We start from the raw sequence: 26329 nt of genomic DNA on the forward strand, positions 1-26329 counted from the left end.
TCAGGACTTGCGGTCTGTCGCCTTGCCTTCCGGCGAGGTGTTCTGCGCGGGCTTGTCGTCCTTGGCTTCCGCGGAGGCAGGGACGGTTTTCGGCAGGTCCGGCAGGCCGTTCTCGACCTTCAGTTTGATCTTGGGTATCTCCGCTTCTTCCGGCTTCAGGCCGAGCGCGCGGTTCCACTGGAAGGTGGCTTCCAGCTTGCGGCCGACGCGCCAGTAGGCATCGCCCAGGTGATCGTTGATGGTCGGGTCGCCGGCCTTGAGTTCGGCCGCCCGTTCCAGTTCCGCCACCGCGTCATCGAAGCGGCCCATGCGATAATAGGCCCAGCCGAGCGAATCGACGATATAGCCGTCGTCGGGCTTGAGGCTCACCGCCTTGCGGATCATGTCCAGGCCCTCGTCGAGGTTCAGGTTCATGTCCACCCAGGAATAGCCGAGATAGTTCAGCACCTGCGGCTGGTCCGGATTGAGCTCCAGCGCCTTGCGGAAGTTGGGCTCGGCCTTGTCCCATTCCTTCAGGCGTTCATAGGCGATGCCGCGCTGGAAGAAGATGGTCCAATGGGTGCGCTGCGGCACGGAGCCGATGACGTCGACGGCCTTGTCGTAGAGCGCGCCCATCGCCTTGTAGTCCTTGGCGTCGGAAAGCACACTGCCGAGCGCCAGATAGGAGCGCAGGTCGGAGGGATCGGCATCGATCAGCTCCTGAAGATGCTTCCTGGCATCGTCGGGCTTGCCGGTGTCGTTGAGGTTGAGGCCGAGCTGCAGCTCGGAAATGCGGCGCATCGGCGACTTTTCCGGCACGGCGCGGTAATATTCGATCGCCTTTTCCGGCTTCTTCTGGGTCTCGGCAAGGCCGCCCAGAAGCACCAGCACATCGTCGCTGTCGGGATCGAGCGCGTGGGCGGCCTGCAGATAGAGCGAGACGATGTCTTCCGCGCCCTCGCGGTTCAGCGCCCCGCCAATGGAGAAGAGCACGGCGGCGGCGCCCTGCGCGGCGGTGCGTACCTGCTGCTCCTGCTTGTCGCCGGCCTCGATGCTCTGGCGAAGCGCCTTCAGCGGCGCATAGCTGTTGACGAAGTTGTCGCCGACGGAAACCGCGTCGAGCGCCTTCTGCCTGTTGCCCTCGCGCGCTTCCAGCCGCGCCAGCGCCATCACGGCGCGCAGGAACGTGTCGGGCGCGGCGCTCGCGCCGTTACGGTCGAGGATCGCCTCGTTGAGCCGTGCGCGGGCCGTCGTCTTATCTCCCGCGGCAGCCGCCAGCGCGCCGGCATGGTAGTTCTTGAAGATGGCGAGCCATTCCGGTCCTTGCATGCCGCTGATGAGCTTCAGCGCTTCCTTCGGCTTGCCGTCGCCGAACTTGGCCCAGGCAAGCAGCAGGTCGTTCATCATGCGGTCGAGATCGTTCGGGCCCTTGTAGGCGAGGATCTTTTCCGCGGTCTTGTATTCGCGCTTGCGGATCGCCTCCATGGCGCGCACGACCGAGGTGATGCGCTCGACGGCCGGATCGTTCTTCAGCGTGTCGGCGAGCTTCACGCCTTCGGAGAAGTCGCCGTTCATCAGGTGCGTTACCATCAGGCGCTGCTTGACGTCCGAATTGGTCGGGTCGAACTGCAGCGCGATCTTGTAGAGCGTGACGGCGGTCTCGTAGTCCTTGTCGAAATCCGCGGTGCGGGCGGCGAGGAACGCGCCCGAGAAGGTGTTGACGCTGAGCGGATCGAACGGCGTTTCCTCCGCGGCGGCTGTGGCCGCTGCTGCGGGCTTGTCCTCCGCGAATGCCGCCAGAGGACCGGTGAGCGCGATGCTGGCCGCAATCGCCACGCCGGAAAGAAGCCGAAGGAGAAGGGAATGCCGCATCAAAATGCCTTTCGCCGGAAGGTATGGAGTTCGCCCCGAGCCGCGCATGGCACATCGTGCCACGATGGCGCCCAAATCAGTCACGGACTCGTGACGGCAGAGAATGGCTTTTTTGGCGCGGTGCGGCAAGAAAATCCTGCCGCCCGCGTTTTCGCGGGCCGGGTCAGCTGACGCGGGCGATCGAGAAGTCGATGACCTCGAGCAGCGCGTCCTTCCAGGGCGAGGCCGGCAGTGGGGCGAGCGCGTCGCGGGCAATCATGCCGTAGTGCTGGGCGCGGGCGATGGTGTCGGCAAGGCCGCCATAGCGGGTGATGAGGCCGAGCGCGCGCTCCAGATTGGCATCGTCGCTGTTGCCGCCCTCGATGGCCTCGCGCCAGAAGGCGCGGTCTTCCGCCGTGCCGCGCCGCCAGGCGAGGATGACCGGTAGCGTGATCTTGCCTTCGCGGAAGTCGTCGCCGGTGTTCTTGCCGAGATCGGCGGCCTTGCCGCCATAGTCCAGCGCATCGTCGACGAGCTGGAAGGCAAGGCCGAGATTCATGCCGTAGGACTTCAGCGCGTTGCGCTCGGCCCGGCTGGTATTGGCGATGATCGGGCCGACTTCGGCGGCGGCGGCGAAAAGCGCGGCCGTCTTGGCGCGGATGACTTCGAGATAGTCGTCCTCGGTCGTCTCCATGTTCTTGGCGACGGAGAGCTGCAGCACCTCGCCCTCCGCGATCACGGTGGCGGCGGTGGAGAGCACGTCGAGCGCTTCCAGCGAGCCGACCTCGACCATCATCTTGAAGGCCTGGCCGAGCAGGAAGTCACCGACGAGCACGCTCGCCTGGTTGCCCCAGATCATGCGGGCGGTGGACTTGCCGCGGCGCATGTCGCTCTCGTCCACGACATCGTCATGCAGCAGCGTCGCCGTGTGCATGAACTCGACGCTGGTGGCGAGCTTGATGTGGTGGTCGCCGTCATAGCCGAACATCGAGGCGGCCGCGAGCGTCAGCATGGGACGCAGGCGCTTGCCGCCGGAGGAGATCAGATGGTTGGCGACCTCCGGGATCATCTGCACGTCCGAACCGGCCTTCGACAGGATGAGCTGGTTCACCCGCTCCATGTCGGCTTTCGTAAGGTCGACGAGCGGCTTCACCGATGCCTGTTTGTTTTTGCCTTCTTCAAGCGGTATCACGACGCCCAAATGCCCGGACTCCTGTTCATTTTTGTTGAAAGACAATAGAAAGCGGGGCCTTCTGCGGCAAGAGGCGAATTGTCCCGCCCTCGGAATTAAGGCTGGAAAAAGACCGGAATGATCGAACTGATCCGTACCAACGACGCCGTCCTGCTCTCCTTTGCGGAAAGCCTGATGAAGGAGGCGGGTATCCACTGCCTCATCGCCGACCAGGGCATGAGCATTCTCGAAGGCTCCCTCGGCATGCTGCCGCGCCGCTTCCTGGTGGAGGCGGACCGTGAGGACGAGGCACGGCGCATCCTCACGGATGCGGGGCTTGGGGTGGAGTTGCGGCCGTGAGCATGTGGGCGGGCAAGTGCCCCTCATCCGGCTGCCGCCACCTTCTCCCCGCAAGCGGGGAGAAGGGGAATGCCGCCCGGCTTTCCCAAGTCAGAAGACATTCGCCCTTGCCCAAAACCTCGCCGCTTGTCCCTTCTCCCCGCCTGCGGGGAGAAGGTGGCGGCAGCCGGATGAGGGGCATGGGGCGCTGCCCAGGTGCCGCCTCCCACTCGTTCTCCGCCAAGGCTCCCCACCCATGACCGTCCGCGAAACCGTCGACGCCTTCCACTATGGCCGCTTCCACATCGTCCAGCCGAAGGGCATAGGCCATCGCTCCGGCATGGATGCGATGCTGCTCGCCGCGCTTGTCGCGGGTGAGGGGCCGATGCGTGTCGCCGACCTCGGGGCCGGGGCGGGGGCGGCCGGCCTCGCCGTCGCCTCGCGCCTTGACAAGGCGGAGGTGGCGCTTGTCGAGCGCTCGCCGCTGATGGCCGGCTTTGCCCGCAAGACGCTGGCGCTTACCGCGAATGCCGCCCTTGCGGGCCGCGTCTCGGTGCTGGAGGCGGATGTCTCCCTTTCCGGCAAGGCGCGCATCGCGGCCGGCCTTCTCGACGACGTCTACGACCACGTCATCATGAACCCGCCCTTCAACGACCGCACCGACAGCCGCACGCCCGATGCCCTGAAGGCGGAAGCCCATGCGATGGAGCATGACCTCTTCGAGCGCTGGATCAAGACAGCGGGCGCGATCATGAAGCCCGGCGGCCAGCTCTCCCTCATCGCCCGTCCGCAATCCATCGCCGAAATCATCACCGCCTGCGGCCGCCGCTTCGGCGGCATCGAGATCACCGCCCTCCACGCCCACGCCGGAGAAGTGGCGCTGCGCATCCTCGTCACGGCCATCAAGGGCTCGCGCAGTAAGCTTGCGCTGCGCATGCCGCTCGTCATGCACGAGCCCGGCCAGCACGACTTCACCCCCTTCGTCGACGACCTCAATAACGGCCTTGCGGCCTATCCGCGCCTGCCGAGGGCCTGATTTTTCAGGCGTGGCATTGCGTTTTTTCCGGCCATGCATACATCTGCCGGGCAACCGAACAGGAGACAGGGTCGCGCGATGGCCGGATTTTTGAAGAGACTGGTGCCGAAGAAGTTCCGCAAGGAAGGGGTCGTCATTCCGGTCGTCCGGCTGCAGGGTGCGATCATGACGGGCGGCAGCCAGTTCCGGCCGGCGCTGAACCTCGCCGGCGTCGCCACGGCGCTGGACAAGGCCTTCGCCTACAAGGATGCGCCGGCGGTCGCCGTCTCCATCAATTCGCCCGGCGGCTCGCCGGTGCAGTCGCGTCTGATCTTCCAGCGCATCCGCGATCTTGCGGCCGAGAAGGGCAAGCAGGTGCTCGTCTTCGTCGAGGACGTCGCGGCTTCCGGCGGCTACATGATCGCGCTGGCGGGCGACGAGATCTTCGCCGATCCCACCTCCATCGTCGGCTCGATCGGCGTCGTCTCGGGCGGCTTCGGCTTCCCGGAAATGTTGAAGAAGATCGGCGTCGAGCGGCGCGTCTATACCGCCGGCACCAACAAGGCGATCCTCGATCCGTTCCAGCCGGAGCGGGAGAACGAGATCGAATACCTCAAATCCCTCCAGCTCGAGATCCATCAGGTCTTCATCGACATGGTGAAGGCGCGGCGCGGGGCAAGGCTTGCCGCCGACCCGGACCTGTTCTCCGGCCTGTTCTGGACTGGCACCCGCGGCCGTGCGCTCGGCCTCGTCGATGGTCTCTCCGACATGCGCTCGGAACTGAAACGGCGCTACGGGCCGAAGACGCGGCTGGAGCTCGTCTCGGCGCCGAAGGGGCTCTTCGGCCGCAAGACCCCGGGCGTCGGGGGGCTTTCCGGCGACATGGCGGAGCGTATAGGCTCTGCGGGTGTGGCGACGGTGGCCGACCTTGCGGAGGAAAAGGCGCTGTGGGGTCGCTTCGGCCTTTCCGGCTAAGGCGCCGACAAAACGATAAGGGGAGGGGCGATGGCCCAGATCATCTTTCTGCTTCTGGTCGTCGGGCTTGCCTGGTACGGCTATCGCAAGTTCGTGACCGATGCCGAGCGGCTGAGCAAGCAACGCCGCCGCACCGAGGAGGAGCGCCGCACCGGGGCGACGGGCACGCTCGTCAAGGATCCGGAGACCGGCGAATACCGTTTGCGCCGCGACGACGAGTAGCGTCGCGGCACGCCTCCGTCCTGCGGCGGGACTGGCGGAAAGAGGCCCCTCGTGCCGTTCCGGCACATTAACCATGCCCCGTAAGGTTAACGGCGTATTTATCCGTTTGCGGACGTTCCCCGCCGTTGCGCCCGCGCGCAGGCAGGGCGATCTGTGGGCCAGGGTTGCATGATGCGGCCCGTGACGTGTTCGCATGAACGGAGTTACCCATGGCCTCGCTCGATCTCGACCGGATCAACACCATCGTCGTGACCGGTGGCGCGGGCTTTGTCGGCTCGCATATCGTCGACGATCTCCTGGTGCATTGCCCGCAGGCGCGCATCCGCGTGCTCGACGCCTTCACCTATGCCGCAGACATGTCGCATCTCGACGCCGCCTTCCGAACCGGCCGGGTGACGATCCAGCAGGGCGACGTCGGCAATCTCGATCTCGTGACGGAGATGCTGAAGGATGCCGACCTCGTCGTCCATGCGGCCGGCGAAAGCCATGTCGAGCGCGCCTTCGCGGTGCCGGAGCGCTTCACGGTCGCCAATGCGCTCGGCACGCAGGTGCTTGTCGAGGCGATGGGCCGCCGCCGCGTGCCGCTGATGATCCATGTCGGCACCGCCGAGGTCTATGGCGCCGGCGCGGGTGCGCCGATTGGCGAGAGCGCGCCGCTGTTGCCGGACAATCCCTACGGCGCCTCCAAGGCCGCCGCCGAAATGCTGATCGCCGGCCTTCGCCGCTCCTTCGATCTCGATATCCGCGTGCTGCGCCCGGTCAATATCGTCGGCACGCGGCAGAACACGGAAAAGCTTCTGCCGCGCTTCCTCGAAATGGCGGCCGTCGGCCAGCCGCTTCCGGTGCATGGCGAGGGGCGCCAGACGCGCGCCTTCGTCACGATCGCCGATTTCTGCGCGGCGCTGAGGACGGTCGTCACCCGCGGAGCGGAAAACGCCACCTACAATGTGGCGGGCGACGATCTTCACGACATCCTCTCCATCGCCCGTATGGTGCTCGAGGCCGTTCAGGACCCGGTCGCGGGCGTCGCCTTCACCGAGGGCCGGCCGGGCGATGCCGGCCGTTCGCCGCTCGATACAAGCGCGCTACAGGCGCTCGGCTGGCGGGCGGCGGGCACGCTGCGCCGCGAACTGCCGATGCTGGCCGCCTGGTACGGTGCCCGCGTGCCGGGCGGCGCGCGTCGCCGCATCCGCGGCGTGCCCGGTCTTGCGCCGCAGCGGGTGCAGGCCGTCACGCAGGCCGCGGGCTCCGGCCTCTTCCGTTCGCTGGAGCGCCATTGAGGCGGCGCCCGCGCCAGGCCGAAACCCTTGACCCATCAGGCGCATCGTGGCACCAGTCCGCAAGCTCTTCCAGAATGCCCGGACACGAAACCGATGACCTCCACCGCCCTGCCCGACCACATGAATCCGACCCGCTCCTTCCAGGGGCTGATCCTGACGCTGCACAACTACTGGGCGGACAAGGGCTGCGCGGTGCTCCAGCCCTACGACATGGAAGTCGGCGCGGGCACGTTCCACCCGGCGACGACCCTGCGCGCGCTCGGCCCGAAGCCCTGGCGCGCCGCTTATGTGCAGCCCTCGCGCCGCCCTTCGGACGGCCGCTACGGCGAGAACCCGAACCGTCTCCAGCACTATTACCAGTACCAGGTCATCCTGAAGCCCAACCCGTCGAACCTGCAGGAGCTCTATCTCGGCTCGCTCGCCGCCATCGGCCTCGATCCGCTGCTGCATGACGTGCGCTTCGTCGAAGACGACTGGGAAAGCCCGACGCTCGGCGCCTGGGGCCTTGGCTGGGAGTGCTGGTGCGACGGTATGGAAGTCTCGCAGTTCACCTACTTCCAGCAGGTCTGCGGCATCGAATGCGCGCCCGTCGCGGGCGAGCTGACCTATGGCCTGGAACGCCTCGCCATGTATGTGCAGGGCGTCGACAACGTCTATGATCTCAACTTCAACGGCCGCGAGGGCGACGAGAAGATCACCTATGGCGATGTCTTCCTGCAGGCTGAGCAGGAATATTCCCGCCATAACTTCGAATATGCCGACACGGCCATGCTGCACCGGCACTTCATCGACGCGGAGAAGGAGTGCCAGGCGCTTCTCGCGGCCGGCGCACCGGGCGATACCAACGCGCTGCACAAATGCGTGCTGCCGGCCTACGACCAGTGCATCAAGGCGTCCCACGTCTTCAACCTGCTCGACGCGCGCGGCGTGATCTCCGTCACCGAGCGCCAGAGCTACATCCTGCGCGTGCGCACGCTGGCCAAAGCCTGCGGCGAGGCTTTCCTGCTGACGGATGCGGGCGGCGCGAACTGGACCAAGGACGCGGCCTGAACGGGATAGCCCCTCATCCGGCTGCCGCCACCTTCTCCCCGCAAGCGGGGAGAAGGTGATGGAGAAACGGCTTCCTACCCATCCAAGCTTTGGGAAAACCTTGCATCCTCCCCTTCTCCCCGCTTGCGGGGAGAAGGTCCCGGCAGGGGGATGAGGGGCGATCCTTTCTCTCCTTCTTCAAGCCTTCGCCGAAACCGTCACCCCCAGCTCCCAAACCGGCTTGAGCGTCGGATAGGCGCCGGTCGGGAGCTGGCCGGCATAGGTCTGGAGGGCCCGGCGCACGCCCGAGGGCCGCTCGACCGAAGCGCCTGCCGCATAGGCGAGGAAGAGGGCGGCAAAGCCGAGGACGTTGATGGAGAGGGCGAGGGTTTTCATGGCGGTTGCTTCGGGTTCGGGTGGTCGATGAAGCAACTATCGGGCAGGGCGACCGGCGGCGCGGTTCCCGCGGTTACAGGAAAGCGGCCTCCGGGGCTTTCCAGCGGCGTTTCGGATGCTAATCTCCCGGAAAACGCGAACAGGGAGCTTTGAAGCGCATGATTGGTCTCGCAATCGCGGCGGTGGTCGTCATCTATGCCATCGTCATCTACAACGGCCTCGTGCGGGCGCGGCAGATGAAGGAGGAGGCCTGGTCCGGCATCGACGTGCAGCTGAAGCGCCGCGCCGACCTTATCCCCAACCTCCTCGAAACCGTGAAGGGCTATGCCGCGCACGAGAAGGAGACGCTGGAAAAGGTCGTAGAATTGCGCAACCGAGCGCAGTCCGTCCCCGCTGGCGACGTCGCCGGCCGTGCGCAGGCAGAGGGCATGCTGAGCCAGGCGCTCGGCCGCATCTTCGCCCTTGCCGAGGCCTATCCGGACCTCAAGGCCAACCAGAACTTCGCCGAGCTGCAGCAGACGCTGGAGACCATCGAGGGCGAGATCCAGATGTCGCGGCGCTACTACAACGGCGCGGCCCGCGATCTCAACGTGAAGGTCGAGAGCTTCCCGTCGAACCTCCTCGCCAGCCTCTTCAAATTCGCCAAGGCGCCCTATTTCGAGATCGACAACCCGGCCGACCGCGCCGTGCCCACGGTGAAATTCTGAACCCGGAGCGCCTGATGACGCGAATCGCCGCCCTCCTGGCCCTGTGGTTCTGCTTTCTTGTGGGAGGCGCGGCGCGCGCGGAGGAATATTTCGACCGCTACAATTCCGATATCGTCGTGGCGAAGAACGGCACGCTCACCGTCACCGAGACGATGCGCGTCCACGCCGAGGGCAACCGAATCCGCCGCGGCATCTACCGCGACTTTCCGCTGACCTTCACCGATGCGGACGGCCGCGAGAAGGAGGTCGGCTTCAAGATTCTCGGCGTCGAGCGGGACGGGCGGCCGGAGCCCTATCACACGGAAAGCATCCGCCGCGGCATCCGCATCTTCTTCGGCTCGTCCGACACGCAGCTCGCGCCGGGTTTCCACGACTATCGCCTGACCTACGAGACGAGCCGGCAGATCCGCTTCTTCGACACGCATGACGAACTCTTCTGGAACGTCACCGGCACGGAATGGGCCTTTCCCATCCATCGGGCGAGCGCCACGGTGACGCTGCCGGCTGGCGTCAGCGCGCAGGAACTTACCTACTTCACCGGCCCCAATGGCGCGACGGAGAGGAACGCCCGCGCCGAGAACCGCGGCAACCGGGCGCTCTTCGAGACGACGCGCGCGCTCGGCCCGCAGGAGGGCCTGACCATCGGCGTGAAGATGCCCGCCGGCAGCATCGACAAGCCGACGACCGCCGAGGAACGCGCGCTGTTCTTCAAGGACAACCGCAATCTCTTCCTCGCCTTCGGCGGCTTCGCGCTCGTCCTCGGCTACTATCTCTGGGCCTGGCTTGCCGTCGGCCGCGATCCGCCGCGCGGCGTGGTCGTGCCGCGCTGGGATGCGCCGGAGGGCATTTCCCCGGGGCTGGTCAACTATATCGACGAGAAGGGCTTCGGCGGCCACGGCTGGACGGCGATCTCGGCGGCCTTCCTCAACCTCGCCGTCAAGGGACTGGTAGAACTCGGCGACCTCAAGAATTCCATCACCGTCACGCGCACGGACAAGCCGGTGCAAGGACCCCTGCCGACCGGCGAAGCCACGCTGCTGGCCGCCCTGCCGGCGGCGGGCAGCCATTTCTCCATCCAGAAGTCGAGCGGCAGAAGTGTCCAGAAGCTCGGCCGGGACTTTCGCGACGCGATGGAGAAGGAACACCGGCAGAAATACTACCACGCCAACTGGCCGCAGGCGATCGGCGGCATCGTCCTGACGCTCGCCTGCCTTGCGGCGCTGCTGATCTTCGGCTCGCTGCCGGAGGAGGGCATCGCGCTCGTCATCATGCCCGTCTTCGCCTCGATCTTCATCTCGGTCTTCGCGGCCGGGCTCGGGCAGAACCTGCGGCAGGCCAAAACGCTCGGCGCGCGCATCTTCGCCGTCGCGCTCATCGCCTTCGTCGGCTTCATCCTCCTGACCGTCTTCGGCGGCATCGCGCTGGCGACCTTCGTTTCGGTGGAGGCGGCCGGGCAATTGCCGCTCTTTGCCGCCATCGGCGGCATCGTCGTCACAAATCTGGTCTTCTTCTTCCTGATGGGCGCGCCGACGCCGGTGGGGCGCAGGATGATGGACGGCATCGAGGGGCTGCGCCAATACCTGACGCTTGCCGAAAAGGACCGCATGAACATGGCCGGCGCGCCGGAAATGTCGCCGCGTCATTACGAGACATTGCTGCCCTATGCGGTTGCGCTCGGCGTCGAGAAGCCGTGGTCGCAGACCTTCGACCGCTGGCTGCTGACGGCCGCGGCCGCCGGGGCTGCTGCCGCCTACCAGCCCGCCTGGTATCACGGCGACGGTTTCTCCTCGGGTGCCTTCTCCGACCGGATGGGCGGCTTTGCCGGCTCCATGGCGGGCACGATGCGCTCCTCGCTGCCCGATCCGCCGAAAAGCTCGTCCTCCGGCTTCTCCTCCGGCGGCGGCTCGTCCGGTGGGGGCGGAGGCGGCGGTGGCGGCGGGGGCTGGTAGTCAGAAGTCCTGGTAGTTGAGCGGCGTCACCTCGACGAGGTTGCGGCCGGGCGTGACCGTCGCCGCGCCCGACGCGGCAAGGCCGGCCGTGGCGTCGGCCGAAACGCTGACGGAGAAGGTGGCGGCGGTGCCGGAGGCAAGGGTGATCGCGCCCGTCGTCTGCGCCGCCGCGCCGGTGGCGGCCGCTGCCTCGACGGAGGCCTTCAGCGCGCCGGTCGCCGGAATGGAGGCGGTGAGGATGTCGTCCACCGGCTCGAACGGTTTTTCAGGCAGGAGGCTGCCGAAGGCCCAGACCTGCCGCAGCGCCGCCTTGCCCATCGGCGCGACATTGACGTCGATGTCGCTTTCCGTGCCCTTGACGCGGTAGGGGCAGCGGCGCTTCGTGCAGTTGGCCGCGGCGGAGAACTGCCAGAGCGCGTAATTCTCCCAGTTGCCCATCGGGAAGCTGCCGGCGACGGCTGGCTTGTAGCGGGCATACCAGAGCGGAAGGCGCGAGAGGATGCGGTACCTGTCGCGGTTGGCGGCGATATACCGGGCGGTGGCATGGTTGGTGTAGAGCACCGGATAGCGGCCGGTGCGCGTCTTGACGTGACCGGCGAAGACCTGCGCATCCTCGAGCGACATATAGTTGTCCGCGTCGATGCTCTCGATGTCGAGCACCATCATCTCGTCGTCCTGCGGATTGGCATAATCGAGGAAATGGTTGGCCTGCTCGATCGGGTTGCCCGGCCGCGCCAGGTGATAGGCACCCCAGAGCAGGCCCTTCGAGCGGGCGAGCAGCCGGCGCGTCTCGTAGAGCTCGCGGCTTACCGCGTATTTGCGCCACATGGTCTTGCAATGCGCGACCGTGTCGCCGTTGTGATCGCCCTTGCAGCTATAGCTTTCCGGCAATCCGTCCGAAGCCTTGGAGATGAAGCCGGCGATACGCTTGTCGGCGAGCATCTCGGACCAGTCGATCTCGTTCAGCTCGTAGGCGTCGATGACGATAGCATTTTCCTGCTTCTTCCACGGCTCGACATCCGCGGCCTGTGCCGCAAGGGCAAGGGCCGACGGGAGGAGGAGGGCGGCAAGGCCGGAAAGCTGCGGATTCATGGACGCTCCTTGCGAATCTCAGGTCCTTCGCAAGCACCCATGGTGCGGCTATCATGGTTAACGAAGCGCTAAGCGATGCCTGCCGCTTCCGGCGGGCGGAACCATCCGGGCCGTTTTGCGTTTCAGCATCAAAGCCTTGCGCTTTGCGCGCGGCAATCGATCCGGGAGAAATGCCATGAGACTTACAAGCAAATGCCTCGTCGTCGCCATTTCCGCCCTCTTTGCGGCAACGCCTGTCGTGCCGGCTGGGGCCATGCCGCTGCCGGTGGTGAAGGTGCAGCCGGCCGACGACGGCGCTAGTGTGGTCCAGCGCGTCGCAGACCGGCGCTACTGGCGCAAGTGGCGGAATTCGGGCGGCCAAAACTGGAATCGCCATGACCGTAGCGGGTACGGGCCGCGCCATGACCGCAGTGGATACGGCCCGCGCCATAACCGCTATGATCGGGGCCGCTACTATCGTCATGGCCCACGCTACGGCTATTACCGCCACCGCCATCACAGCGATGCCTGGGTTCCCTTCGCCATGATGGGTATGGGCGCCATGATCGGTAGCGCGGTGGCGAACGACCGTGGCTACTATCGCGGCGGCAGCTCGCATGTGCGCTGGTGCGCCAACCGCTACCGCTCGTACCGGGCCTATGACAACACGTTCCAGCCCTATCACGGGCCGCGCCGCCAGTGCATCTCGCCCTATCGCTGAGGTTCCGTCTTCAAGATGTCCGATGGCGTTGCGGCACGCAAACGGGTCGACCGGCTCCTCGCCGGCCGGCCCGTTTCTCTTCGGGAATATGTTGTCGAATATTGACGTTTACGTAAAAATCAATAATCTTCCAGCCAGCAAGCGGCGCCCATGGTTCGGGCGCGATGGAGGAGGATAGAGATGTACAAGGCGCCGGTCGAGGAGATTGCGTTCACGCTGAAGCATGTGGCGGGACTCACCCCGGCGCTGGAAGGCGGCCATCTCGGCGACCTCACGGACGATCTCGTCGACGCCATCCTCTCCGAAGCCGGCCGTTTCGCCACCGAGGAAGTGGCGCCGCTCGCCGAGATCGGCGACAGGCAGGGCGCCCGCCTTGCCGACGGCGCGGTGAAAATGCCCGACGGCTGGCCAGCGCTCTACAAGGCCTGGGCGGAAGGCGGCTGGAATTCGCTGACGGCCTCCCCCGATTTCGGCGGGCAGGGGCTTCCCCACATGCTGCATGTCGCCGCGCTCGAAATGTGGAACGGCGGCTCCATGGCTTTCGCCATCGGCCCGACGCTGACCATCGGCGCCGTCGAGGCGCTGGCGGCCCACGGCTCCGACCATCTCAGGCGCACCTATCTGCCGAAGATGATCTCGGGCGAGTGGATGGGCTCGATGAACCTCACCGAGCCGCATGCCGGCTCCGATCTCGGCGTCATGAAGACCCGCGCCGAGCGCCGCGCCGACGGCACCTACCGCCTCTTCGGCCAGAAGATCTTCATCACCTATGGCGAGCACGACTTCACCGACAATATCGTGCATCTCGTCCTCGCCCGCCTGCCGGATGCGCCGGCCGGCACGCGTGGCATCTCGCTCTTCCTCGTGCCGAAATTCCTCGTCGATGAGGACGGGTCGCTCGGCGCGCGCAACGACGCCTATTGCCATTCCATCGAGCACAAGCTCGGCATTCATGGCTCGCCGACCTGCACCATGATCTACGGTGACGGCCGCTTCGGCGACGAGCCGGGGGCCATCGGCTGGCTCATCGGCGAGGAGAACCGTGGCCTTGCCTGCATGTTCACCATGATGAACAACGCCCGCCTTGCCGTTGGCATGCAGGGTGTGGCGATCGCCGATGCCGCGACGCAGAAGGCCATCGCCTATGCGAAGGAGCGCACGCAGGGCAAGGCGCCCGGCTGGCAGGGTTCTGGCATGAGTCCGATCATCGAACATCCGGATGTCGCCCGCATGCTCCTGACCATGAAGGTGCTGACGCAGGGCGCCCGCGCCATCACCTATGCCTGCGCCCATGCCGTCGACATGGCGCATGGCGATGAGGCGCAGCACTGGGCGGAGCGCGCGAGCCTCCTCACCCCCATCGCCAAGAGCTTTGCCACCGATGCCGGCGTCGATGTCGCCTCGCTCGGCGTGCAGGTGCATGGCGGCATGGGTTTCATCGAGGAGACGGGCGCGGCGCGGCTCTACCGCGACGCCCGCATCGCGCCGATCTACGAGGGCACCAACGGCATTCAGGCCATCGATCTCGTCACGCGCAAGCTGCCGCTTTCGGATGGCAGCCACGTGCGCGGCTTCATCGCCGAACTGCACGCGATCGCGGCAAAGGCAAGCGCCGCGAATGCGCCGCAACTCGGCGAGACGGGCGCGCGCCTCGAGGCCGCCATCGCCGATCTAGAAGCCGCCACGGAATGGCTGCTCGCGACACTCGCCGAGGGCCGGCAGGCCGAAGCGCTTGCCGGCGCGACGCCCTACCAGCGCCTCTTCGGCCTCGTGCTCACCGGCGCCTACCTCGCCAAGGGCGCGCTCGCCGATGGCGGCGACGGCCGCAACGCCGAACGCGCCGCGCTCTGCCGCTTCGCCGCGGAGAATGTCATCGGCGAGACGGCGGCGCTGAAGGACCGGGTGATGTCCGGTGCCGCGAGCCTGGAAGCAGCGCGGGTGGTTCTGGAATAAGACCCCTCCCCAACCCCTCCCCACAAGGGGGAGGGGCTTAATGTGCCGCCCCGGTGGCAATCATTTTGGAACGGTGGGCAAGCTTCTATCTGTCTCTCCCTTGTGGGGAGATGCCGGCAGGCAAAGGGGGGATTGCAACCGAATAAAGGACCCACGTCGATGACCGACCATATCCTGATCGAGCGCCCGGAAAGCGCCCCCGGGGTGCAGGTGATCCGCCTCAACCGGGCGGAAAAGAAGAACGCCATCACCCGCGCCATGTACCAGGCGATGACCGATGCGCTGAGGCCGGGCGATGCGGACGACGGCGTGCGTGCGACCGTCTTTCTCGGCTCCGCAGGTTGCTTTTCAGCCGGCAACGACCTCAACGACTTCATGGCCTTCGCCATGAGCGGCACGATGGGCCGCGAGGTGATCGATTTCCTCCACGCGCTCGCCGCCCACGGCAAGCCGCTGGTCTCCGGCGTCGATGGCCTTGCCATCGGCATCGGCACGACCATCCATCTGCATTGCGACCTCACCTATGCCTCCATCCGCACGGAATTCAGGACGCCCTTCGTGGACCTCGCCCTCGTGCCGGAAGCCGCCTCCAGCCTCCTTGCCCCGCGCCTGATGGGCCACCAGCGCGCCTTCGCGCTGCTGGCCGCCGGCGAAGGCTTTTCGGCGGCCACCGCAAAAGATGCCGGCCTCGTTTATGCAGTCGTGGAGCCGGCCGCCGTGGAGAACGAGGCGCTTGCCGCCGCACGACGCCTTGCCGCCAAGCCGCCGAAGGCTCTTGCCATCGCCCGCAGTCTCATCCGCGGCGACCGGGCGGAGGTCGCAGCGCGGATCGACGAGGAGGCGGACCATTTCGCCGCGCAACTGAAGAGTCCCGAGGCGCGCGCCGCCTTCGAGGCCTTCATGGCGCGGGGCAAAGGATAGGCGTCCCCCATTTGTGGTCCGTCAATTTTAAGAGGACCTTAAACACGTTTTCCTATGGTGCGGCATTCTCCCGGCGATCCAGCCGGCTGCCGCATGATGCGGTCGACCTCGCCTCCGGCATGCCGTTCAGCATAGCGCCGGCGCTTTTGCGCCGGCGATCGGAAGGAACACTGCTACCGTGTCCAGACGCTCCAATCTCATGACGCGCATCCTTGTCGTCGCGTCCCTCGTCGTCATCGCCGCGTTCACCGGCTTTTCACTCTATATCGACAGCCTGCAGCGCTCCGTGCTGACGAAATCCGTCGAGGAGAGCATCGACAGTTCCGGCAAGCAGGCCGCCCAGAGCATCGCCAACTGGCTGAACGGCCGCGTGGCGCTGACCGAAATGGCCGCCAACGCGGCCGCGAAATCCACCGACCCGGCCGGCACCGAAGCCGTTCTGGACAACGAGGTCCTGAGCAGCCAGTTCATCTCCACCTATGTCGGCGACGAGGCGGGCGTCTTCACGCAATGGCCGAAGTCGGACATGCCGGAAGGCTACGATCCGCGCCAGCGGCCTTGGTATCAGGATGCCGTCAAGGCGAATGGCGGCGTGCTGACCGAGCCCTATGTCGACGCCTCCACCAGCGATCTCGTCATCACCGCGGCGGTTCCCGTCAAGCGCGACGGCAAGCTCGTCGGCGTCGCCGGCAGCGATTTCTCGCTGAAGTCCCTCGTCGACATGGTCAATTCGGTCGATCTCGGCGGCGCGGGCTTTGCCTTCCTCGTCAGCAAGGACGGCCAGATCCTCGTGCACAAGAACCAGGCGCTCGTCACCAAGACGCTCGCAGATGCCTTCCCCGAAGCGACGCCCGCCATCGGCAGCGGCATCGTGCACACGACCTATGACGGCAAGCCGGTGCTCGTCTCCTTCGTGCCGGTCACGGGCCTGCCGTCGGTGGAATGGTATCTCGGCTTCACCATCGACAGCGGCATGGCCTTCTCGGCCATCGACCAGTTCCGCATCGCCGCGACGATCGCCACCGTGCTCGCCGTCATCGTCATGATGGGCTTCCTCGCCACTGTGCTGTCGCGCCTCGTCGTGCGTCCGGTCAAGGACATGACCGTCGCCATGGACAGGCTTGCCGCCGGTGACGTCGGCACCGAAATCCCCGGCGAGGAGCGACGCGACGAGATCGGCCGCATGGCCGCCGCCGTCGCCGTTTTCCGCGACAATGCCATCGAGCGCACGCGCCTCGAAAACGCCGCCGAGGAGGGCCGTGTGCTTTCCGAAAGCGAGCGCCGCGAGCGCGAGGCGATGAAGGCCCACGAAGCCGCTGAGATCCAGCACGCCGTCGAGGCGCTGGCCGATGGCCTCGGCCGCCTCGCCGAGGGCGACCTTGCCCACCGTATCGAAGAACCCTTCGCCGGCCACCTCGACCGCCTGCGCACGGACTTCAACCATTCGCTGACCAAGCTGCACACGGCGATGACGACCGTTGGCCAGAACGCCCGCGCCATCGATGCGGGCGCGACGGAAATCCGCTCGGCCGCCGACGATCTCGCCCGCCGCACCGAACAGCAGGCGGCTTCCGTCGAGGAAACCGCCGCCGCGCTGGAGGAGATCACCACCACCGTCAAGGACTCGACTCGCCGCGCCGAGGAAGTCGGCTCGCTCGTCTCGCGCACCCGCACCGGCGCCGAAAAGTCCGGCGAAGTGGTCCGCCGCGCGGTCAACGCCATGCAGGGCATCGAAAAGTCCTCGCACGAGATTTCCAACATCATCGGCGTCATCGACGATATCGCCTTCCAGACCAACCTTCTGGCGCTGAATGCCGGCGTCGAAGCCGCCCGCGCCGGCGAGGCCGGCAAGGGCTTTGCGGTCGTGGCGCAGGAAGTGCGCGAACTTGCGCAGCGTTCGGCCAACGCCGCCAAGGAGATCAAGGCGCTCATCACCACTTCCGGCGATCAGGTGCGCTCCGGCGTGACCCTCGTCGGCGAGACGGGTGCCGCCCTTGAGGCCATCGTGCGCGAGGTGCAGGAGATCAACGGCCATGTGAACGCCATCGTCACTGCCGCCCGCGAGCAGTCGACCGGCCTCCAGGAAATCAACACCGCCGTCAACACGATGGACCAGGGCACGCAGCAGAACGCCGCCATGGTCGAGGAACAGACCGCCGCCAGCCATGGCCTGGCCGCCGAGGCCGCAGCCCTCAACACGCTGCTGGCGCAGTTCAGGCTGGGGGCGGGAGCCGCCTCCCACGCTGCCCCGGCGCGCCGCGCGGCTTGAACATAGAAGCCCAGGAAAACGAAAGGCCCGGAGCGATCCGGGCCTTTTGCTATGCGGCCTTCTCCAGCACCGCCACCGCCTCTACATGCGCCGACCAGAGGAACTGGTCGATGGGCGTGACGAGGCGGATGCGGTAGCCGGCGGCGGTGAGGATGGAAAGGTCGCGGGCAAGGCTCACCGGGTTGCAGGAGACGGCGACGATGGTCTTCACGCCGGAGCGGGCGAGTTCCTTGCACTGGTCCTCCGCGCCGGCGCGGGGCGGGTCGAAGACCACGGCGTCATAGACCTTGAGTTCGGAGGTCATCAGCGGGCGGCGGAAGAGATCGCGCCGCTCCACCGTTACGGGCTTGAGCCCCTGCGTGTTGCGCGCGGCGTGGTCCAGCGCCTTGATCGCCTTCTCGTCGCCCTCCACCGCATGGACCTTGGCCCTGCGCGCGATGCGCAGCGCGAAGGTGCCGGAGCCGGCGAAGAGGTCGGCGACGCGCTTGGCCTTGCCGAGCGCGTCCAGCACCAGTTCGGCCATGGCCTCTTCCGCCGGTTTCGTCGCCTGCGTGAAACCGCCGGCCGGCGGGAAGACGCGCACGCCGGCAAAGTCGATCTCCGGCTTCACCGGCTCGATGAGGATTTCGCCGTCATTGGAGACGCGGGCGATGCCGCGCAGCGAAAGGATGCATTCGGTGACGGCCCGGCGCTCCCTGTCGCCGACCTTCTTCACGCCCTCGAAGGCGAGGTCGAGGCCGGTCGCGGTTTCCAGCACCGTCAGGCGGAAGGGCTCGCTCGACGTCGCGATGGCCGCGGCCACCCGGCGGATGTCCTCCAGCCGGGAGACGATGCCATCGCTGGCGATGGGACAGTGCTCGATGGAAACGATGTGGTGGCTGCCGGCCTGGTTGAAGCCGAGCAGCATGCCTTTTTCCGTCTTGCGCGCGGTAAACGCGACGCGGCGGCGCTCGCCCGGCCGGGCGATGACGAGCGGGGCCACGTCGGGCGTCAGGCCCTTGGATTTCAGCGCATTGACGACGAGGCCGCGCTTGAAGTCGTGGTAGAGGGCGTCGCTCGCATGTTGCAGCGTGCAGCCGCCGCAGGTGCCGTTCCTGCCGTCGGAGCCGAAATGCACGCAGGGCGGCTCCACCCGCTCGGGCGAGGCGACCGACATGGACATGACGGTGCCGTGGTTCTTCACCCGCGCGACGGCGACGGTCTCGCCCGGCAGCGTGAAGGGCACGTAGACCGGGCCGCCCGGCGCCTCGGCGATGCCGTCGCCGCCGCTGCCGAGCCGCGCGATGGTGAGGGTTTCCGTCGTCATGGCTTTCGCCCTCCAAGAAGAAATTCGTGATTGCCGTCGCCGCCGGTGATGGGCGAAGGCACGAGGCCGAGGCTTTGCCAGCCCATCTCCTCGACCAGCCAGCGTTCCAGTTCCGCCGCCACGGCGGGGGCGCTTTCCGGGTCCTTCAGAAGCCCCGCCTTGCTGATAGCCTCGCGCCCCGCCTCGAATTGCGGCTTGACGAGAAGGGCGCAGAAGGCGCCGGGTTCGGCCAGCGTCAACGCCGGCGGCAGGGCGAGCTTCAGCGAGATGAAGGAGACGTCGGAGACGACCGCGCCGATGGCCCGCCCGCCGAGATCGGTCCGGCTGAGCGCCCGCGCGTTCAGCCCTTCGAGATTGGTGACACGCGAATCGGCGCGAAGGCTTCGATGCATCTGGTCGTGCCCGACATCGACGGCAACGACATGCGCCGCGCCGCGCTCCAGCAGGACCTGCGTGAAGCCGCCGGTGGAGGCGCCGATATCGAGACAGTCGAGACCCTTGGGATCGAGCCCGAACCGATCGAGCGCCGCCGTCAGCTTCAGCGCCGCGCGCGACACATAGGCCTGTGCCGGATCGTCGATAGCGAGGGTGGCGGAGGCCGGAAAGCTGGCGCTCGGCTTGGTGACGACGCGGCCGTTCACCGTGACGGTGCCGCGCGTGATCGCATCGCGCGCCCGCGAGCGGCTGGCGACGAGGCCGGCATTCAGCAGGAGCTGGTCGAGGCGGATGGTTTCGCTGGTGTGGGACATGCGCCTCTCATGCCGCTTCGGCGGCAAAGAGGCAAGCCCCGGCAAGCGGATGAGGGTGCCTCAGCCCGCCGCGCCCACATCCGCGACGGCCTTCTGGCCGAGTGCCTGGAAGACGGTGGAGACGATGCCGGCGCGGTCGAGGCCGGCCTTGGCATACATGGCCTCGGGCTTGGCCTGTTCCATCCATGCGTCCGGCAGCACCATGGGGCGCACCTTGAGGCCCTGGTCGAGCAGGCCCTCCAATGCGAGGAACTGCAGCACATGGCTGCCGAAACCGCCGACGGCGCCCTCCTCGATGGTGATGAGGACTTCGTGGTTGCGGGCAAGCTGGCGGATGAGGTCGTGGTCGAGCGGCTTGGCGAAGCGCGCATCGGCGACCGTGGTGGAAAGGCCGGCGGCGTCGAGGTCTTCGGCGGCCAGCAGACAGTCGGCAAGGCGGGTGCCGAAGGAGAGGAGGGCGACCTTCGTGCCTTCCTTGACGACGCGGCCCTTGCCGATCTCGAGGATTTCGCCGCGGGCCGGCAGGTCCACGCCGACGCCTTCGCCGCGCGGGTAGCGGAAGGAGATCGGGCCGGCGTCATAGGCGGCGGCGGTGCGCACCATATGCTTCAGCTCCGCCTCGTCGGCGGCTGCCATCACCACGAAGCCGGGCAGGGTGGCGAGATAGGTCGTGTCGAAGGAGCCGGCATGGGTCGGTCCGTCGGCGCCGACGAAGCCGGCGCGGTCGATGGGGAAGCGCACCGGCAGGCCCTGGATGGCGACGTCGTGCACCACCTGGTCGTAGCCGCGCTGCAGGAAGGTGGAATAGAGCGCGCAGAACGGTTTGTAGCCCTCGGCGGCAAGGCCGGCGGCGAAGGTCACGGCATGCTGCTCGGCAATGCCGACATCGAAGGTGCGAGAGGGATAAGCGTTCGCGAGCTTGTCGAGGCCGGTGCCATTCGGCATGGCGGCGGTGACGCCGACGATCTTGTCGTCGAAGCCCGCTTCCTGCACCAGCGCATCGGCGAAGACGGAGGTATAGGCGGGCGCGTTCGGCTTGGCCTTGGCCTGCGCGCCGGTGATGACGTCGAACTTGTTCACGCCGTGATACTTGTCTGCGGCGGCCTCGGCCGGCGGGTAGCCCTTGCCCTTCTGGGTGACGACGTGGATCAGCACCGGGCCCTTGGAATTGTCGCGCACATTGCGCAGCACGGGCAGGAGATGCTCGAAGGAATGGCCGTCAATCGGGCCGATGTGGTAGAAGCCCATTTCCTCGAAGAGCGTGCCGCCGGTGACATAACCACGCGCATGCTCGACGGCGCGGGTGATGGCACGATCGACCTTCTTGCCGAGATAGGCCGTCAGCTTCTTGCCGAGTTCGCGGAAGCCCATATAGGTGCGGCCGGAGGCGAGGCGCGCCAGATAGGCGCTCATCGCGCCCGTCGGCGGGGCGATGGACATGTCGTTGTCGTTGAGGATGACGATGAGGCGCGCGTCGAGCGCGCCGGCATTGTTCAGCGCCTCATAGGCCATGCCGGCCGACATGGCGCCGTCACCGATCACGGCGATGACGTTGCGGTGTTCGCCCGAAAGGTCGGCGGCGACCGCCATGCCGAGGCCGGCGGAAATCGAGGTCGAGGAATGGGCGGCGCCGAAGGGGTCGTATTCGCTCTCGGCCCGGCGGGTGAAGCCGGAAAGGCCGTCTTCCTGGCGCAGCGTGCGAATGCGGTCGCGACGGCCGGTGAGGATCTTGTGCGGATAGCACTGGTGGCCGACGTCGAAGATCAGCCGGTCCTTCGGCGTGTCGAAGACCTTGTGGATGGCGATGGTCAGCTCCACCACGCCGAGGCCTGCGCCCAGATGCCCGCCGGTGCGCGAGACGGCGTCGACCATTTCCGTGCGCAGCTCCGCCGCCAGTTGCGGCAGGTCACGGTCTTCGACGGTCTTCAGGTCCGCCGGGATGCGGACCTTGTCGAGCAGGGGCGTGGCTGGCGTTTGTGTCACTCTCATGCCTCGTTGTCGGGCCCGAAGATGGCAGCTCCTCGCGGAGGCGCGCCCGGGCGTTCGGTACATGTACCGCGCTAGCCTGTCACATGCAGAATGCGGCGCGCGATTTCAACCGTTTCGGCAAGTCTAGAGCGTATTTCGCCGGATTGATACCTTACAAACCGACGCATGCACCGAGTCTTGTTGGGCAAATGGGGCATTTTGCGGACGCCCGGCCTTACCGGACGGGCAAGGGAAAGGTGCCCTCTACTTTTTCTTCTTCGCCCGCGCGGTCTGGTTGAGCGCGACCGCGGCGCGGATCAAAGCCTTGAACGCGTCTTCCTGGATGGTTTCGCCCTCGCGGAAGTCGATGGCGCGGCGCGTGTTGCCCTCGAGGCTGGAGTTGAAGAGCCCGGCCGGGTCCTCCAGCGCGGCGCCCTTGGCGAAGGTCAACTTCACCACGGCCTTGTAGGTCTCGCCGGTGCACAGGATGCCGTCATGTTCCCAGACGGGAACGCCTCGCCATTTCCATTCCTCGACGACCTCGGGATCGGTTTCCCGGATCAGGGCGCGCAGGCGCGCCAGCATCTCGCCGCGCCAGTCGGCAAGCTCCGCGATACGTCCGTCGATCAGTTCGGAAGGGGATTGCGCGTCGGTCATGATGCTGCCTTTCGCCGGTTACATGCGTTCGCCGGGAAGGCGGCTTGCCTGCCGGATCCACCCGGCCAGCAGCCCTTCATCCAGCGCCTCGCCTTCGTGGATGTGGAAATAGCGCGTTTCCGCCGTTTTGGATGCGACCGGCGGAACCGGGTCGAGCGACGTGCCGCGGAAGAAGGTCAGCTTTATGTATTTCGCAAAGCAATGGTAGCTGAGGAACCAGCCGTCGCCCTCGATGCCGTAGAGGGGCGAATTCCATTTCACCGCCTTGTGGACATCGGGCACGATTTCTTCGACCAGCGCATCCAGCCGCCGTCCGATATCGCTCTTCCAGCCCGGCATCGCGGCGATATAGGCTTGGATCGGCCCGTCGCCGTAACCCTTGGCGATCTGCGGATTGCCGCCCGAAAGCAGGACGGGCTTATCGGTCTTCTCGCCAGCCATCGCGCCCTCCTAGCCGTGCCGCCACCGCGCGGCATAGGGCAGCGCGAAGAGATAGAGCCCGCTTGCCAGAAGCAGGATGAGCGGGAAGAGGGCGAGAAGGCCGACCCAGAGGGGCGGCTGCCCCTGCGTCATCGCCGCGATGTTGATGAGCACGGCGAGCGTGAAGAGGATCGAAAGCCAGCGGTGAACCTGACGGATTTTCAGGGTCCAGTTCATTGCGCGCCTCCCTGTTCCAGCCCTGCCAGGACCCGTTCGAGATTGGTGAAGTGCTGCTCCCAGCCGTAGCGCGCGCCGCCGAAGGCCTGCTTCTGCTCCGGCCGGAAGCCGGTCTGCTCCATGCGCAGCAGCGTGCCGGAACCTGTCGGCGTCAGCGTGAAGCTCACCACGCTTCTCAGATCGAAAGCTGGGTCAGCATGCGCGTGATTCCAGGTGTAGGTGAGGCTTTTTCCGGGCTCCACCGTCAGCACGTCGCATTCGACGCTGCCCCAGTCTCCGCTGAGCGTGAACTTGTGACCGACGACCGGCGCAAAATCGTTGCGCATCAGCCATTCGGCGATGAGGTGCGGCTGCGTCAGCGCGCGCCAGAGCTTTTCCGGCGGATGCGCGATCTCGCGCTCGACGACGACAGAGCGTATCTCCGTGTTCATTGGTCCATTCTCCTGAGCAAATTTTCCAGATCGTCGAACCGCGCCTCCCAGAACCGGGTCATCTGGCTGGTCCAGTCGACCAGCGGCGCAAGCGCGCCGAGCTGCGCGCTGTAATGGGTCTGCCGCCCCTCGTGGCGGTCGCGCACGAGGCCGGCCTGCTTGAGAAGGCCGAGATGCTTGGAGACGACCGGCTGCGAAACCCCGGCCTGCGCCGTCAGCGCCCCCACGGTTTTTTCGCCCTCGCGGCACAGCCGCTCGAAAAGCGCTCGCCGCGTGGGGTCGGCCAATGTGCGGAAGAGGATGTCGTGCGGTTCGGTCAAAATCCATACCTCGATGGCTATGGATTTTTATATAGCTCGATAGCTATGGATTGGTCAATAACAAAACTTCTTATGCGACATCCCCGACCTCGAATCCGGGATCTAGAGTCTCTGCAGAGGAGGTGTGTGCTCGGGCCAAGCCCGAGCACGACAACAGAGAGGAGAAAAAATAAATAGCTCGATACCTATGCATTATCCCGCCGGCAGCGGCACGAACTCTTCCTCGTCACCCGGCACGATGTCGAAGCGGCCGGTGCGCCACTCTTCCTTGGCCTGCTCGATCCGCTCCTTGGAGGAGGAGACGAAGTTCCACCAGATGTATCGCTTGGAGCCGAGCGCCGCGCCGCCGAAGAGCATGATGTGACAGCCCTCCGGCCCCGCCTTCAGCGTGATGTGGTCACCCGCGCGGAAGACGAGCAGCCGGTCGGCCTCGAAGACGTCGCCGGCGACATCCAGCGTGCCGGAGAGAATGTAGACCGCACGCTCCTCCCAGTCCGCCGCCAGCGGGGCGGAGGCGCCGGGGGCGAGCATCAGGTCCGTATAGAGCGTATCGGTCGGCACGCTGACGTGCGAAGCATGGCCCTCGTATTTGCCGATGATCGTGCGCCCGGTGATGCCGTCGGCGAAGAAGGCGGGAAGCTCGGCCTTCGTCGTGTGGGAGAAGACCGGGGCCGATTCCTCGAGATGGTCGGGCAAGGCCAGCCAGGTCTGAAGACCGGAGATCGATTGCGGCTTGCCGCGCAGGTTCTCCGGCGAGCGCTCGGAATGCACGATGCCGCGCCCGGCCGTCATCAGGTTCAGGTCGCCGGGGGCGATCACCATCTCGGTGCCGAGGCTGTCGCGATGCTTGATCTCGCCGTCGAAGAGATAGGTGACGGTGGAGAGCCCGATATGCGGATGCGGCTTGACGTCGATCGCCTCGCCCGCGCGCAACAGCGCCGGCCCCATGCGGTCGAAGAAGATGAACGGCCCCACCAGCCGGCGCTTGGCCGTCGGCAGCGCCCGCCGCACCTCCAGCCCGCCGATGTCGCTGGTGCGCGGAATGATCAGGTTTTCCAGCGCATCACACGCCGCCGCATCCCCTGCCTCGGGGTCCTGTCCCGGAAAGAAGCTCATCACACCCTCCTGTCGTTGGTTCGTGCCCGCATGCTAGCGGGCAAGGAGGGACGTGGATAGGGCGGCGGCTGTTGACGATGTGTCGCCGGAACGAAGCTCACGCCCCGTCGAGCGGCTCGGTGCCCTGCGGCTTGCCGGCGCGGTCGAGGCGGATCTTCTCGATGCGGTTCTCGGCGGCCGAAAGCAGGGTCTCGCAGTGCTTCTTCAGCGCTTCGCCGCGCTCATAGATCTCGATGGAACGGTCGAGCGGCACGTCGCCGCGTTCGAGGGCGGCGACGATCTTTTCCAGTTCCTCGACGGCCTGTTCGAAGGAGAGGGCGGAAACATCAGGGGCGGTAGCGGTCATGGTCAGCCTCTCATCAGGCGGTAGATATGGGTGGCGGCGGATTCGGCGAGGCCCTGCAGGTCGTAGCCGCCTTCCAGCAGGCTGACCACCCGGTTGTTCGCCGATTTTTCGGAAAGGTCCATCAGCTTGCCGGTCGCCCAGTCGAAATCGTCGGCGACGAGGTTGATCTGGGCGAGCGGATCGCGGTGATGCGCATCGAAGCCGGCGGAGATGACGATTAGGTCCGGCTTGAATTCCGCGACGCGCGGCAGGACGCGCGACTTGAAGGCCTCGCGGAAATGGTCGCTGCCGTCATTGGCCGAAAGCGGCGCGTTGACGATATTGCCCGCGCCCGTCTCGTCCTTGGCGCCGGTGCCGGGATAGAGCGGCATCTGGTGCGTCGAGCAGAACAGCACGGACGGGTCGTCCTCGAAGATGTCCTGCGTGCCGTTGCCGTGATGCACGTCCCAGTCGACGATGGCGATACGCTCGGCGCCATGGGCCTTCTGCGCGTGGCGGGCGGCGATGGCGGCGTTGTTGAAGAAGCAGAAGCCCATCGCCTTCTCGCGCTCGGCATGGTGGCCGGGCGGGCGGGCGGCGACGAAGGCATTGTCGGCCTTGCCGGAAAAGACGGCGTCGACCGCCGCGATGGCCCCGCCGATGCCGGTCAGCGCCGCCTGCAGGCTCGCGGGGCTCGCATAGGTATCGGCCTCGACCTGGTTGATGCCCTCTTCCGGGATTTCGGACATCACGGCGCGCAGATGGCTTTCCGGGTGGGCGAGCAGGACGAAATCCTCGTTCGCCTGCGGGGCCTTCTCGCGCACCAGCGGCGAGAAACGCTCATGTTCCAGCGCAAGGTTCAGCGCCCGGATGCGGTCGGAACGCTCCGGATGGCCCTCGGGCGTGTGATGCTCAAGGAAGATCGGGTTCTCGAAGAGAAACGTCGTCATGG

The 26329-nt window shown here is 66.4% G+C and carries 27 protein-coding genes; 12 read left to right on the forward strand and 15 right to left on the reverse strand.

Going from position 1 to position 26329, the window contains the following annotated elements:
- On the reverse strand, positions 1 to 1851 hold the full coding sequence (locus ShzoTeo12_RS18820) for a tetratricopeptide repeat protein (protein WP_119254470.1): 1851 nt from the start codon (positions 1849 to 1851) through the stop codon (positions 1 to 3).
- A gap of 163 nt (positions 1852 to 2014) precedes the next feature.
- Positions 2015 to 3031, reverse strand: coding sequence for a polyprenyl synthetase family protein (locus ShzoTeo12_RS18825; RefSeq protein ID WP_119254471.1), 1017 nt, complete (start codon positions 3029 to 3031; stop codon positions 2015 to 2017).
- A 108-nt stretch (positions 3032 to 3139) separates the two neighbouring features.
- Here ShzoTeo12_RS18825 and ShzoTeo12_RS18830 point away from each other — a divergent pair, with 108 nt between their 5' ends.
- The 6 genes from ShzoTeo12_RS18830 (at position 3140) to ShzoTeo12_RS18855 (ending at position 7882) form a co-directional block, all read left to right on the forward strand.
- The gene (locus ShzoTeo12_RS18830) at positions 3140 to 3361 is read left to right on the forward strand and encodes a DUF2007 domain-containing protein (RefSeq protein ID WP_318913556.1); all 222 of its coding nucleotides are present in this window, start codon (positions 3140 to 3142) and stop codon (positions 3359 to 3361) included.
- Positions 3362 to 3596: 235 nt separating this feature from the next.
- Positions 3597 to 4376 carry a tRNA1(Val) (adenine(37)-N6)-methyltransferase gene (locus ShzoTeo12_RS18835; protein WP_318913558.1) on the forward strand — a complete coding sequence of 260 codons (780 nt, stop codon included), beginning with the start codon at positions 3597 to 3599 and terminating at the stop codon, positions 4374 to 4376.
- Positions 4377 to 4454: 78 nt separating this feature from the next.
- The gene (locus ShzoTeo12_RS18840; RefSeq protein WP_318913560.1) at positions 4455 to 5330 is read left to right on the forward strand and encodes a S49 family peptidase; all 876 of its coding nucleotides are present in this window, start codon (positions 4455 to 4457) and stop codon (positions 5328 to 5330) included.
- Between the two features lie 30 nt (positions 5331 to 5360).
- Complete coding sequence (locus tag ShzoTeo12_RS18845; RefSeq protein WP_119254475.1) at positions 5361 to 5552, forward strand: hypothetical protein; 192 nt, start codon at positions 5361 to 5363, stop codon at positions 5550 to 5552.
- Positions 5553 to 5761: 209 nt separating this feature from the next.
- Positions 5762 to 6832 (forward strand): dTDP-glucose 4,6-dehydratase, encoded by a 1071-nt coding sequence (locus ShzoTeo12_RS18850; protein WP_318913562.1) that lies wholly within the window; start codon positions 5762 to 5764, stop codon positions 6830 to 6832.
- A 93-nt stretch (positions 6833 to 6925) separates the two neighbouring features.
- Positions 6926 to 7882 (forward strand): glycine--tRNA ligase subunit alpha, encoded by a 957-nt coding sequence (locus tag ShzoTeo12_RS18855; protein ID WP_119254477.1) that lies wholly within the window; start codon positions 6926 to 6928, stop codon positions 7880 to 7882.
- A 177-nt stretch (positions 7883 to 8059) separates the two neighbouring features.
- On the opposite strand, the gene ShzoTeo12_RS18860 is transcribed toward ShzoTeo12_RS18855, so the two are convergent.
- Positions 8060 to 8257 (reverse strand): hypothetical protein, encoded by a 198-nt coding sequence (locus ShzoTeo12_RS18860; protein WP_318913563.1) that lies wholly within the window; start codon positions 8255 to 8257, stop codon positions 8060 to 8062.
- 158 nt (positions 8258 to 8415) lie between these two features.
- Here ShzoTeo12_RS18860 and ShzoTeo12_RS18865 point away from each other — a divergent pair, with 158 nt between their 5' ends.
- Both ShzoTeo12_RS18865 and ShzoTeo12_RS18870 read left to right on the forward strand, forming a co-directional pair.
- Positions 8416 to 8964 (forward strand): LemA family protein, encoded by a 549-nt coding sequence (locus ShzoTeo12_RS18865; RefSeq protein WP_318913565.1) that lies wholly within the window; start codon positions 8416 to 8418, stop codon positions 8962 to 8964.
- Between the two features lie 14 nt (positions 8965 to 8978).
- Complete coding sequence (locus ShzoTeo12_RS18870; RefSeq protein ID WP_318913566.1) at positions 8979 to 10913, forward strand: DUF2207 domain-containing protein; 1935 nt, start codon at positions 8979 to 8981, stop codon at positions 10911 to 10913.
- On the opposite strand, the gene ShzoTeo12_RS18875 is transcribed toward ShzoTeo12_RS18870, so the two are convergent.
- Complete coding sequence (locus ShzoTeo12_RS18875) at positions 10914 to 12005, reverse strand: glycoside hydrolase family 25 protein (protein WP_318913568.1); 1092 nt, start codon at positions 12003 to 12005, stop codon at positions 10914 to 10916.
- A 175-nt stretch (positions 12006 to 12180) separates the two neighbouring features.
- On the opposite strand from ShzoTeo12_RS18875, the gene ShzoTeo12_RS18880 reads away from it, so the two are divergent.
- The 4 genes from ShzoTeo12_RS18880 (at position 12181) to ShzoTeo12_RS18895 (ending at position 17848) form a co-directional block, all read left to right on the forward strand.
- The gene (locus tag ShzoTeo12_RS18880; RefSeq protein ID WP_318913570.1) at positions 12181 to 12705 is read left to right on the forward strand and encodes a BA14K family protein; all 525 of its coding nucleotides are present in this window, start codon (positions 12181 to 12183) and stop codon (positions 12703 to 12705) included.
- A 180-nt stretch (positions 12706 to 12885) separates the two neighbouring features.
- Positions 12886 to 14658, forward strand: coding sequence for an acyl-CoA dehydrogenase (locus ShzoTeo12_RS18885; RefSeq protein WP_318913572.1), 1773 nt, complete (start codon positions 12886 to 12888; stop codon positions 14656 to 14658).
- Positions 14659 to 14817: 159 nt separating this feature from the next.
- Positions 14818 to 15579: a crotonase/enoyl-CoA hydratase family protein gene (locus ShzoTeo12_RS18890; protein WP_318913573.1), complete on the forward strand. Its 762-nt coding sequence runs from the start codon at positions 14818 to 14820 to the stop codon at positions 15577 to 15579.
- Positions 15580 to 15778: 199 nt separating this feature from the next.
- Positions 15779 to 17848 carry a methyl-accepting chemotaxis protein gene (locus ShzoTeo12_RS18895; RefSeq protein WP_318914322.1) on the forward strand — a complete coding sequence of 690 codons (2070 nt, stop codon included), beginning with the start codon at positions 15779 to 15781 and terminating at the stop codon, positions 17846 to 17848.
- A 49-nt stretch (positions 17849 to 17897) separates the two neighbouring features.
- On the opposite strand, the gene ShzoTeo12_RS18900 is transcribed toward ShzoTeo12_RS18895, so the two are convergent.
- The 11 genes from ShzoTeo12_RS18900 to ShzoTeo12_RS18950 all read right to left on the reverse strand — a co-directional run bounded on the left by ShzoTeo12_RS18900 (position 17898) and on the right by ShzoTeo12_RS18950 (position 26327).
- Positions 17898 to 19154 (reverse strand): class I SAM-dependent RNA methyltransferase, encoded by a 1257-nt coding sequence (locus ShzoTeo12_RS18900; RefSeq protein ID WP_318913575.1) that lies wholly within the window; start codon positions 19152 to 19154, stop codon positions 17898 to 17900.
- Positions 19151 to 19903 carry a TlyA family RNA methyltransferase gene (locus ShzoTeo12_RS18905; protein WP_318913577.1) on the reverse strand — a complete coding sequence of 251 codons (753 nt, stop codon included), beginning with the start codon at positions 19901 to 19903 and terminating at the stop codon, positions 19151 to 19153. The genes ShzoTeo12_RS18900 and ShzoTeo12_RS18905 overlap by 4 nt, the downstream gene beginning before the upstream one ends.
- Positions 19904 to 19963: 60 nt before the next feature.
- Positions 19964 to 21886, reverse strand: coding sequence for a 1-deoxy-D-xylulose-5-phosphate synthase (dxs, locus tag ShzoTeo12_RS18910; protein ID WP_318913579.1), 1923 nt, complete (start codon positions 21884 to 21886; stop codon positions 19964 to 19966).
- 249 nt (positions 21887 to 22135) lie between these two features.
- The gene (locus tag ShzoTeo12_RS18915; RefSeq protein WP_318913580.1) at positions 22136 to 22528 is read right to left on the reverse strand and encodes a DUF1801 domain-containing protein; all 393 of its coding nucleotides are present in this window, start codon (positions 22526 to 22528) and stop codon (positions 22136 to 22138) included.
- An 18-nt stretch (positions 22529 to 22546) separates the two neighbouring features.
- Positions 22547 to 22969: a DUF1801 domain-containing protein gene (locus ShzoTeo12_RS18920; protein ID WP_318913582.1), complete on the reverse strand. Its 423-nt coding sequence runs from the start codon at positions 22967 to 22969 to the stop codon at positions 22547 to 22549.
- Between the two features lie 9 nt (positions 22970 to 22978).
- Positions 22979 to 23185 carry a hypothetical protein gene (locus ShzoTeo12_RS18925; protein ID WP_318913584.1) on the reverse strand — a complete coding sequence of 69 codons (207 nt, stop codon included), beginning with the start codon at positions 23183 to 23185 and terminating at the stop codon, positions 22979 to 22981.
- Positions 23182 to 23616: an SRPBCC domain-containing protein gene (locus ShzoTeo12_RS18930; protein ID WP_318913586.1), complete on the reverse strand. Its 435-nt coding sequence runs from the start codon at positions 23614 to 23616 to the stop codon at positions 23182 to 23184. Before ShzoTeo12_RS18930 ends, ShzoTeo12_RS18925 begins: the two co-directional genes overlap by 4 nt.
- A complete protein-coding gene (locus ShzoTeo12_RS18935; protein WP_318913588.1) occupies positions 23613 to 23936 on the reverse strand; it encodes a metalloregulator ArsR/SmtB family transcription factor in 324 nt (107 codons plus the stop codon). Before ShzoTeo12_RS18935 ends, ShzoTeo12_RS18930 begins: the two co-directional genes overlap by 4 nt.
- Before the next feature lie 192 nt (positions 23937 to 24128).
- Positions 24129 to 25052: a pirin family protein gene (locus ShzoTeo12_RS18940; RefSeq protein WP_318913589.1), complete on the reverse strand. Its 924-nt coding sequence runs from the start codon at positions 25050 to 25052 to the stop codon at positions 24129 to 24131.
- 97 nt (positions 25053 to 25149) lie between these two features.
- Complete coding sequence (locus ShzoTeo12_RS18945) at positions 25150 to 25398, reverse strand: exodeoxyribonuclease VII small subunit (RefSeq protein ID WP_119254494.1); 249 nt, start codon at positions 25396 to 25398, stop codon at positions 25150 to 25152.
- Between the two features lie 2 nt (positions 25399 to 25400).
- Positions 25401 to 26327, reverse strand: coding sequence for a histone deacetylase family protein (locus tag ShzoTeo12_RS18950; RefSeq protein ID WP_318913592.1), 927 nt, complete (start codon positions 26325 to 26327; stop codon positions 25401 to 25403).
- Positions 26328 to 26329: the final 2 nt, after the last annotated feature.

Source organism: Shinella zoogloeoides, assembly GCF_033705735.1.
In the GTDB taxonomy this organism is placed as follows: Bacteria; Pseudomonadota; Alphaproteobacteria; order Rhizobiales; family Rhizobiaceae; genus Shinella; species Shinella zoogloeoides_A.